At 37.3% G+C, this 8,716-nt stretch carries 10 protein-coding genes; 5 read left to right on the top strand and 5 right to left on the bottom strand.

Features of this window, described 5'->3' with window-relative positions:
- The first annotated feature begins 147 nt into the window (after positions 1 to 147).
- Both I6F53_RS19445 and I6F53_RS19450 read left to right on the top strand, forming a co-directional pair.
- The gene (locus tag I6F53_RS19445) at positions 148 to 720 is read left to right on the top strand and encodes a hypothetical protein (protein ID WP_197240846.1); all 573 of its coding nucleotides are present in this window, start codon (positions 148 to 150) and stop codon (positions 718 to 720) included.
- Between the two features lie 106 nt (positions 721 to 826).
- Entirely contained in the window at positions 827 to 1,399 is a 573-nt protein-coding gene (locus tag I6F53_RS19450; RefSeq protein WP_197240847.1) for a hypothetical protein, read from the top strand.
- 103 nt (positions 1,400 to 1,502) lie between these two features.
- Here the strand turns inward: I6F53_RS19450 and I6F53_RS19455 are convergent, their stop codons facing one another.
- Positions 1,503 to 2,249, bottom strand: coding sequence for an alpha/beta hydrolase (locus I6F53_RS19455; protein WP_197240848.1), 747 nt, complete (start codon positions 2,247 to 2,249; stop codon positions 1,503 to 1,505).
- Between the two features lie 129 nt (positions 2,250 to 2,378).
- Between I6F53_RS19455 and I6F53_RS19460 the strand changes: the two genes are divergently transcribed.
- On the top strand, positions 2,379 to 2,702 hold the full coding sequence (locus tag I6F53_RS19460) for a hypothetical protein (RefSeq protein WP_010555318.1): 324 nt from the start codon (positions 2,379 to 2,381) through the stop codon (positions 2,700 to 2,702).
- A 72-nt stretch (positions 2,703 to 2,774) separates the two neighbouring features.
- On the opposite strand, the gene I6F53_RS19465 is transcribed toward I6F53_RS19460, so the two are convergent.
- From I6F53_RS19465 to aspS, 3 genes are all read right to left on the bottom strand, one after another.
- A complete protein-coding gene (locus I6F53_RS19465) occupies positions 2,775 to 3,371 on the bottom strand; it encodes a pentapeptide repeat-containing protein (protein WP_197120083.1) in 597 nt (198 codons plus the stop codon).
- Positions 3,372 to 3,387: 16 nt separating this feature from the next.
- Positions 3,388 to 3,618, bottom strand: a complete 231-nt coding sequence (locus tag I6F53_RS19470; RefSeq protein ID WP_197240849.1) for a hypothetical protein — start codon at positions 3,616 to 3,618, stop codon at positions 3,388 to 3,390.
- 130 nt (positions 3,619 to 3,748) lie between these two features.
- Complete coding sequence (gene aspS, locus I6F53_RS19475; RefSeq protein ID WP_197120081.1) at positions 3,749 to 5,527, bottom strand: aspartate--tRNA ligase; 1,779 nt, start codon at positions 5,525 to 5,527, stop codon at positions 3,749 to 3,751.
- Positions 5,528 to 5,774: 247 nt separating this feature from the next.
- Between aspS and I6F53_RS19480 the strand changes: the two genes are divergently transcribed.
- Together I6F53_RS19480 and I6F53_RS19485 are read left to right on the top strand one after the other, a co-directional pair.
- Positions 5,775 to 6,623 carry a DUF72 domain-containing protein gene (locus tag I6F53_RS19480; RefSeq protein ID WP_197240850.1) on the top strand — a complete coding sequence of 283 codons (849 nt, stop codon included), beginning with the start codon at positions 5,775 to 5,777 and terminating at the stop codon, positions 6,621 to 6,623.
- 22 nt (positions 6,624 to 6,645) lie between these two features.
- Positions 6,646 to 7,140: a M48 metallopeptidase family protein gene (locus I6F53_RS19485; RefSeq protein WP_197240851.1), complete on the top strand. Its 495-nt coding sequence runs from the start codon at positions 6,646 to 6,648 to the stop codon at positions 7,138 to 7,140.
- Positions 7,141 to 7,155: 15 nt separating this feature from the next.
- Here the strand turns inward: I6F53_RS19485 and I6F53_RS19490 are convergent, their stop codons facing one another.
- Positions 7,156 to 8,472, bottom strand: coding sequence for a hypothetical protein (locus I6F53_RS19490; protein WP_197240852.1), 1,317 nt, complete (start codon positions 8,470 to 8,472; stop codon positions 7,156 to 7,158).
- Positions 8,473 to 8,716 lie beyond the last annotated feature (244 nt).

Consider the following 8,716-nt stretch of genomic DNA (forward strand, 5'->3'; position numbering starts at 1 on the left):
TGGCATTGTTTTTCCACGCCCTCTACTTAATTTTAATGATTAAATATTAAGCGCGACAACTAGTCTGACAGAGAGGGAAACTGATAAAGGTAGAATAACCTCGCTACATTCATCATATCTTTTTGAAAGTGCGGTTCGAGCTGCTCAATGAAATATTTAGTAAATATAATATTTTATTTAATTAGTTATTCTACTTTTGCTAACTCTGAAGAGATTATCGAAAGCCCTATCGCTACATCCTCTTATACATTTTGTCATCTAGATACTAAATGTATTACTAATATAAGACTAGCGAATACTACGCCTTATCAAGTTAAGCTAAGCTCTCTCGCTTTTAATGAACAAGGAATCGATTTAAATTCGATGTATGTATTTGAAGAAAGTAGATACTACGATTTAAAAGAGAATAATTTAGATACAGGTATTTCAGAGCAACCCATACAGGGACGTAGACGTGCCTACAAGCAATTATCATCATTAGAATTCGAGCCACTAGAAGTCAAGTTTATAGAGCTAAAGGGCATAGAAGAGAGGTTTGCATTAGAGCCAGGGAAAAGGTATATGGTGGGAACACTTACTCCATTTGTAAACTTGTACATTAATGGTAAGTTTGCCGATATCATCACAATTAGAACAAACTATTCACTGTTAACAATTCCTACAGAAGATATGGAAATAAAAGAACGACCAATAAAGCAGTTTGCTACGCCACAGGGGTAATCAGTAGTAATAATCCACTAACTCTGTTTAGTGGATATGAAGGTAGTGGCAGAACAAATTTGTTATACCGATCATATCTTTTTGAAAATGCAGTGCGAGCAGCTCAATGAAAATTTTAGTAAATATTATATTTCTTTTAATTAGTTACTCTACTTTAGCCAACTCTGAAGAAATTATCGAAGGTCCTATTGCTGCATCCTCTTATACATTTTGTCATCTAGATACTAAATGTATCACTAGTATAAGATTGGCGAATACTACGCCTTATCAAGTTAAGCTAAGCTCTCTCGCTTTCGATAAGCAGGGAATCGACTTAAACTCAATGTTTATATATGAAGTGGATGAATACTTCTCATTAATAGCGGGAAATCCAGGTGCAAAAGTCCCTGAACAACCTATACAAGGACAGCGGCGTGCTCACAAGCAATTATCCTCTATAGAGTTCGAACCGCTTGAAGTAAAGTTTATTGAGCTAAAAGGCATGGAAGAAAGGTTTGCTTTAAACCCTGAAAAAAAATACTTAGTAAGTACGATTACACCGTTCGTCAACTTGTACATTAACGGTAAATTTGCTGATATCATTACCATAAGAACCAGATATTCACTTTTAGCTATTCCTACTGAAGATATGGAAATAAAAGAACGACCAATAAAACAGTTTGCTACGCCGCAAGGGTAACCTGCAACAATATACATGCTTTGTTTAATACCACTCAAAGTTTTGCGTCAGCTTAAACCTTTATATATCAAGCCAGCTTAAAGCTGGCTTGATTATATCTTGGCTAATTATCTAAAAATTCCTTTACCTCTTTACTCATTCTATCCACCAGCCATTTTGGCCCGCCATCGTACATATCGTTATGGCGAGATTTTTCTATTAGTGTTTGCTTAACAGGATAAACACCCTGCTCCTCAGCCGTTAATAATACATTCGCATCAGCTGGGTAATCACTACCCCGTAGAGTAAGTACGCGAATGTTTTTATTGCGCGGGATCAACATACGGCGATGATCGAGCGTAATAATAGTGCTAACTTCATTAGGATAAATAGAGCCGTATAACGCTGAAATATCACCGCCGTTTGAGTGCCCAAATAAGGCGAGTTTCGTAAAGTCGTACGCTGGGTATTTACTCGCTAGCTCATTAACTAAAAACTTAAGCGTCACTACGCCACGATGCCAGTTTTCCATACGCGTTGTTAAGTAAGGCTGTTCACGGTTTAGGTAAGGGTCGGTTTTTAGTTCATGTGCAACGGCTACTGTTAAGTATCCGCGTTGATTAAACGCATTACTGGCAAACGTATACTTGTTATGACTAATACCGTAGCCCGCATTAATAAATGCCACAGGGCACTTTGCTTGCTCTGTACACTTAGCATTGTTACTTGGTAATGTAATATTGATAGGAATAGTGCGATTGCGGCTTTTATCGGTTATAACGTCGTCGGTTGCATAGCTTGTAGTGCTTATTATTGATGTAGTTAAGGTGAGTGCGCTTAACATAAAAAGCTTTTTAAGTGCTTTTTGCATATTTAAACTTATATAAATTATTGTTTTTAATTAAAAATAACTTTTACTTTATAGGTTTGCATTCTCTATTGTCAAACTATGCGATAATAGTCGCCATTGTTTTAATATATTTAGTAAAAGATCCAATAAATGAAATCATACAATAGCATTCAAGAACGTATAGAAATCCTAGAAGACAAACTAACTGCAATACATGACGAAATCGAAACACTAAAAGCACCTGCTAAAAATAACAATGAACGTATTATTTTTAAGTTCATCGAAACAGGCAGCACTGGTAAAACGAAGGATTTTGTACGTGAGTTAGGTATTAAATCACCACGTGACGGTTTGTTTTCATCAGGTGACGTTACAAAACTAATTAAAGATGGCGCTGAAGATATTTCACCTGCGTTATTAGAAATCGCAAGACAGCTTGCCAGTGCACGTAATAAAAATGGCCCAAGCCGTTAATTACCCAGTCACGCAGTATCTAGAAGCCCAGCCAAGCTGTCGCTTCTAGATATGTAATTATATTAAACTAAATTAATCACATAGTTCTATATTAAGGCTGGTAAGCAAATTAAGTGCTTCGAAGCGATCAAACTTAGCATTCGCTAAGATATTATTATTCAAATCTATATTAAACGCTGTAGCACCTACAAAATCACATTTTGTTAAGTTAGTTTGAAAAAACTCACTATCGCGAAAATCTGTTCCTGTAAATTCACTACTGCTTAAATCAGCGTGTCTAAAATCAACATTTTTGGCAAAGCAGTGTGTTAGTTTGAGGGCTTTGAGGGTTAATTCAAAAAAAGAGCTATTACTGAGCTCACAATAATTAAAACTCACCGGTGCGTTAATACTAAGCGCTGGCCAATCTACATCAGCCCATTGCAAACTATTTAATTTACAGTGGCTAAAACTTACATTTTCAAGCGAACTGTAGTTCCATTTAAGTGACGATAAATTACAGTTTTTAAAACTACATTCTATAAATCGGCAATTTTTAAACTGCCCCCCTGAAAAGTCGCAATCAATAAATATACATTCTTCAAACTCAGAGTTTTCAGTTAGCTGCTCTGCGTACTGCAAAGCATTAAATTGCTCATCAAAATACTGTTTATTGTTACTTAACAACACAATTTACCTATTAGATTTAACCTGCGTAGCCATTCTTTTTAGGTAAATCTTTTTTAAGAGCAAGCACTGCAATAAAAATTAAACCAAACAATGGAAATAGCGCAAAACAGCCACCCACAAACGCTAAAACACCTGGCATAGTACTTTTACGCTTACCTATTTTGTAGCTAATTACAGCAAAAATAGGGATGCATAATATAATAAAAAAAGCTAAAAACTCACCAAATAAGGTTAGATGAAATGACATAAGAACTCCTTTTCAATATGGATAATAGCAATCGGCACAAACCTTTAAACTGCTTTAAATTTAACCACAAAAAAACCCTTAAGCATATAACTTAAGGGTTTTTAAATTTAGCTTAAAAGCTAAGCAAAAATTACTCTTCGCTTGATACTTCTTTTTCTACAACACTAATTGCAAGCTCAGCTAACGAATCGAGGTTAGGTTTACTTGGCGCGTTAGTTAATAAACACGATGCTTGTGTTGTTTTAGGGAAAGCAATAACGTCACGAATGTTATCGGTACCACATAAAAGCATTGCTAAACGGTCAAGACCAAATGCTAAACCTGCATGTGGTGGTGTGCCGTATTTAAGTGCATCAAGTAAAAAGCCAAACTTGTCTTGTTGCTCTTGCTCGTTAATACCTAAAATTCTAAATGCGGTTTCTTGCATATCTGCATTATGAATACGCACCGAACCGCCACCCACTTCGTAGCCGTTTAATACCATGTCGTAGGCATCTGAAATTGCTGCTGCTGGGTTTGCTTCAAGCTCACTTGCAGTAATATCTTTTGGTGCAGTGAATGGATGATGTACAGCATGTAATGTGCCTTCGTCATCTTCTTCAAACATTGGGAAATCTACAACCCAAAGTGGTGCCCAGCTATTAAGGTTAGTGATTTCTAAATCAACACCAATCTTAACGCGCAGTGCGCCCATAGCTTCATTTACTGTGTTGCGCTTATCGGCACCGAATAAAATAATATCGCCCGACTGTGCATTAGTACGCTCAAGCAATTTAGTAATTACGTCTTCGTTTAAAAACTTAGCCACTGGTGATTGAACGCCTTCAGCGCCTGCAGTGTGGTCGTTTACTTTCATCCACGCCATGCCTTTAGCGCCGTAAATACCAATAAACTTAGTGTAATCGTCAAGCTGTTTACGAGAAAGCTTAGCGCCACCCGGTACTGTTAATACAGCAACACGGCCTTTTTCGTCGTTAGCCGGACCAGAGAAAACATTAAACTCTACGTCTTTCACTAAATCAGCAATATCAACTAATTTCATTGGGTTACGTAAATCAGGCTTATCAGAACCGTAAAGGCTCATTGCCTCGCTGTAAGGCATGATTGGGAAATCGCCTAAATCAACGTTTAACAATGTTTGCCACATCTCACGGATCATTTTTTCAGTCATACCACGTACTTGATCAGAGCTCATGAACGAGGTTTCTATATCTATTTGGGTAAATTCTGGTTGGCGATCCGCACGTAAATCTTCATCACGGAAACATTTAACAATTTGGTAGTAACGGTCAAAACCCGACATCATCAACAATTGCTTAAACAACTGCGGCGACTGCGGTAATGCGTAAAAGCTACCTTTATGAACACGGCTCGGTACTAAGTAATCGCGCGCGCCTTCTGGCGTTGCTTTAGTAAGTACTGGCGTTTCGATGTCTAAAAAGCCGTTTTCATCTAAAAAGCGACGAACAAAGCTGCTTGCTTTAGCGCGTAATTTAATACGGTCACTCATTTCTAGACGACGTAAATCTAAGTAACGGTACTTTAAACGACGCTCTTCAGAGTTTACTTGGTTAAAATCTAGTGGAAGCGGCTCAGAGCGGTTAATAATATTAAGCTCTTTACCTAAAATTTCGATCTCCCCTGTTGCCATGTCTTTATTTACTTGGCTGTCTGGGCGTGCGCGAACAACACCTTTTAACTGAACACAAAATTCTTGGCGAAGTGTATTAGCTGAACTCATTAATTCTTCAATGTCAGAGTCGAATACAACTTGTACTAAACCTTCTCTATCGCGTAAATCGACAAAGATAAGTCCACCAAGGTCACGTCGTTTGTTGATCCAGCCACATAGTTCAACTTCTTGATCTACGTGAGTTTTATTTAGCTGTCCGCAATATATAGAGCGCATAGTTTTCCTGTCAGATAAAAGGCTTAAACGGCTAAACTTATTTGTTTTAAGGCGTGTGATTTAAAAAACAGGTCACCACAATACAAATAAAGCCGCTAGCAATCTAAAAATAATCAAATTAAGCCCTGCATTATACTCAACTAACATTAAGATGCTAGGGCGTGTGCCGCTTTTGCCCCTGAATTTACAGCAGCTCGTTTTGTTATTTGCTACACTATCGCCACTTTATAATAAGGCGCTAGTTTGTATGTTATATATTGGATGCCCGCAGTGGTCGAGTAATGCATGGAAAGGCAATTTATTTTCAAGCCAATGTAAAAACGCCGATATGCTTAGCCAATACGCCCAACATTTTAATTCTGTTGAAGGCAACACCAGCTTTTACGCCGATCCATCGCCAAGCACCGTATTGCGCTGGGCAAATAACGTACCCGACGATTTTAAATTTACGTTTAAGTTTAATCGTCGCTTTAGCCATGAACTACACCTTACTAATATACAAACCGAGCTTACAGATTGGCTTAACTTGTTCTCCCCTATTTTAGAAAAAACCGGGCAAATCATGCTGCAATTACCTAAAGCATTTGGTCCTGGTGACTTACCCAAACTCGCACAATTTATTAGCCTATTACCAAAAGAGGTTAATTACGGTGTAGAGGTACGTCATACTGCATTTTTCAAAAAAGGTGAAGCCGAAATAGCGCTTAATCAGTTATTAATGGCAAACAACATAAATCGCATATCAATGGATACACGCGCTCTATTTGCCGTAAAACCAACAACCGAAGCGCTAATAGATGCACAGCAAAAAAAACCTCATTTACCAGTGCACGCTATTGCTACAGGCTCGCAGCCTATGGCACGCTTTGTAATAGCCAATTTGCAAAACGACTATAAACCCTTTTATAAGCCGTGGCTGAGCAAAGTAAAACAATGGCTTGATGAAGGTAAAACACCGTATGTGTTTTTTCATACCGCCGATAACCGAGAAGCGCCGTTATTAGCTCGCCAGTTTTGCCAGGACCTAGGTTATAATCACAAAGCATTAAACCCCTTTACTGGCGAAAAAGAAGCCCACCAGCCGGCACTTTTTTAAACAATAAAATTAGAGAATATAAATGAGTGAATACGCACGTTACTTTACCGGCTACCCTGCAAACATTGTTGAGCAGGTATTAAGCCTAATCAACAACAAAAAGGTAAGTAACTACTTACTTAAAAAATACCCGCAAGCGCATACCATAACCAGCGATAAGCTACTTTATAGCTACGCCACCGAACTTAAAAAACAATATTTAAAAAACGCCCCGCCGTTTGGTCGCGCTGCATTTAAAAAACAAGGCGACATGGTCACCAACGCACTTGGTACGCACACTTACCGTATGCAAGGTAAAACCCGTAAGCACGATTTAGCGATTAACAGCGACTTGCTGCGCGCCCCCGAGCTACTACTGAAAGCATTAGTAGTTCACGAGCTCGCCCATTTTAAAGAGAAAGACCATAACAAAGGCTTTTACCAACTTTGCTGCCACATGGAGCCGCAGTATCACCAATTGGAATTAGATTTAAGGATATTTTGTGTGGTAGTGGCGATGGGAGAGAATCCTTATTGAAAATAATAATAAATCTCAATCTTCATTAGCCACTGCTAATTCAGATATTTCTGAATCTTTTTTACCGACTATAGAGTTTAATTTCGAAGTATATTTATAACCGAAAACTTTTTCATAACTTTCAAAAAATTCAGTGCTTTCTCTGAAATCTCTAAATAATGGCCAATCATGATAGGCCATTTCAGAAATCAAATCTCCTTCTTTACCAATGCGACACATTAAGTTGCCTGCTTCTTCAAAATCATCACATATCACAGCATATGCTAACCTAAAGTCGTAAGTGGTTGCTGTCCAGTCTTTCGTATCTAATACTTTTTTTGCCGCAGAATTCTCTCCAATGGCTTTAAGCGCAATAGAGTAATTAATCGAAAACATCCTTTCCATTAGATCATCTGAAATTTTTGGCAAATCTTTAGCATACTTACATAATGTTATTGATTTCCCCCAATCCTCGGTATGTAAGAAATCAAATATCAAAGAATTTAGGCTTTCATCTATTTCAGATATGCACCCCGGTGAAGTTTTTCTCCAAAGTGTTTGTCCTAACATAACAGCAACTTGAACCATGATATGACAAGAGTGATAAAAGTATTCACCACCTATTTTTAATTGTTCGCCTACTGAAGGAATATTTTTCGACTTATACCCTACTGATTTACATATATCTAGATACTGTTTACTCACAATACCATCACAATGAGTAAATAAATTTCGTCTTTGGGACATTTCTATAAAAACTGGCCACGCCTCAAATTTAGTTAGCTTAATTGAAAATCTTTTTTCAAGGTCATTAAACTGTTCTATGTAGCTTTTTCTTTTTATTGTTTCAATTTCTTTATCTAAAATAACTTCCCTCAACTCTTCTATAGAATTGTAAGTAAGTGCTTCAGATAATTGTATTTCTCTGTTTATATTTTTATATAATTCTGGATTTATCGAGTAAATAACCGCGATTAAATCTCCGATATATTTATCGAATGCAGAGAATAAGCTAATAAATAAACTCTTCTCCAAAACCTCAACAGGGTTAGAGTTGTTATGTCGCTCTACTTCTCTATCACACTGACGAAAGCGCCTAACAGCAATAAGTTTTTTTTCTTGCTCTTCCTCCGATTTTAGAAGGTCCTGACATTCGGCAAGTTCTAATTTTAAACGCTCTGCATTTGCCTGATAGTTACTTACTGCTAACGTAATAAAATTACTAGCGCAATCCTCTATATCCAACACTCTATGTATAAAGTTATTAATAACGACATCTACTGAGAAAAAAACTTCATCCTCTTGATGTTTATCTTCCTCAACTTCATTCTTAGTTAAACCGATATTTGACAAGTTATTACTCCTTTAAATACTAAATATATCTGACACTTATGACACTTTTCAATATTTTATTAAAAAACAAAAAACGCGATATCAAATCGCGTTTTTAAGTAACTTTTCTGCTGATAGCTAAAAATGCCAACTCAAAAGCGTGTTGGGTTTCGCTTCGCTCTACCCAACCTTGTATCTCTTCTTGATGAGTGTTTAGCTAGCACTTGTCACATCGGGAAGACAGTGAGCTCGTACCCAACCAGAG

The sequence above is a fragment of the Pseudoalteromonas sp. SWN29 genome, assembly GCF_015864465.1.
Lineage (GTDB): Bacteria > Pseudomonadota > Gammaproteobacteria > Enterobacterales > Alteromonadaceae > Pseudoalteromonas.

Bases quoted from the DNA above. Each gene is read 5' to 3' on its own strand.
- I6F53_RS19445 (WP_197240846.1), top strand. From the start codon at position 148: ATGAAATATTTAGTAAATATAATATTTTATTTAATTAGTTATTCTACT.
- I6F53_RS19450 (WP_197240847.1), top strand. From the start codon at position 827: ATGAAAATTTTAGTAAATATTATATTTCTTTTAATTAGTTACTCTACT.
- I6F53_RS19455 (WP_197240848.1), bottom strand. From the start codon at position 2,249: ATGCAAAAAGCACTTAAAAAGCTTTTTATGTTAAGCGCACTCACCTTA.
- I6F53_RS19460 (WP_010555318.1), top strand. From the start codon at position 2,379: ATGAAATCATACAATAGCATTCAAGAACGTATAGAAATCCTAGAAGAC.
- I6F53_RS19470 (WP_197240849.1), bottom strand. From the start codon at position 3,618: ATGTCATTTCATCTAACCTTATTTGGTGAGTTTTTAGCTTTTTTTATT.
- aspS (WP_197120081.1), bottom strand. From the start codon at position 5,527: ATGCGCTCTATATATTGCGGACAGCTAAATAAAACTCACGTAGATCAA.
- I6F53_RS19480 (WP_197240850.1), top strand. From the start codon at position 5,775: ATGTTATATATTGGATGCCCGCAGTGGTCGAGTAATGCATGGAAAGGC.
- I6F53_RS19485 (WP_197240851.1), top strand. From the start codon at position 6,646: ATGAGTGAATACGCACGTTACTTTACCGGCTACCCTGCAAACATTGTT.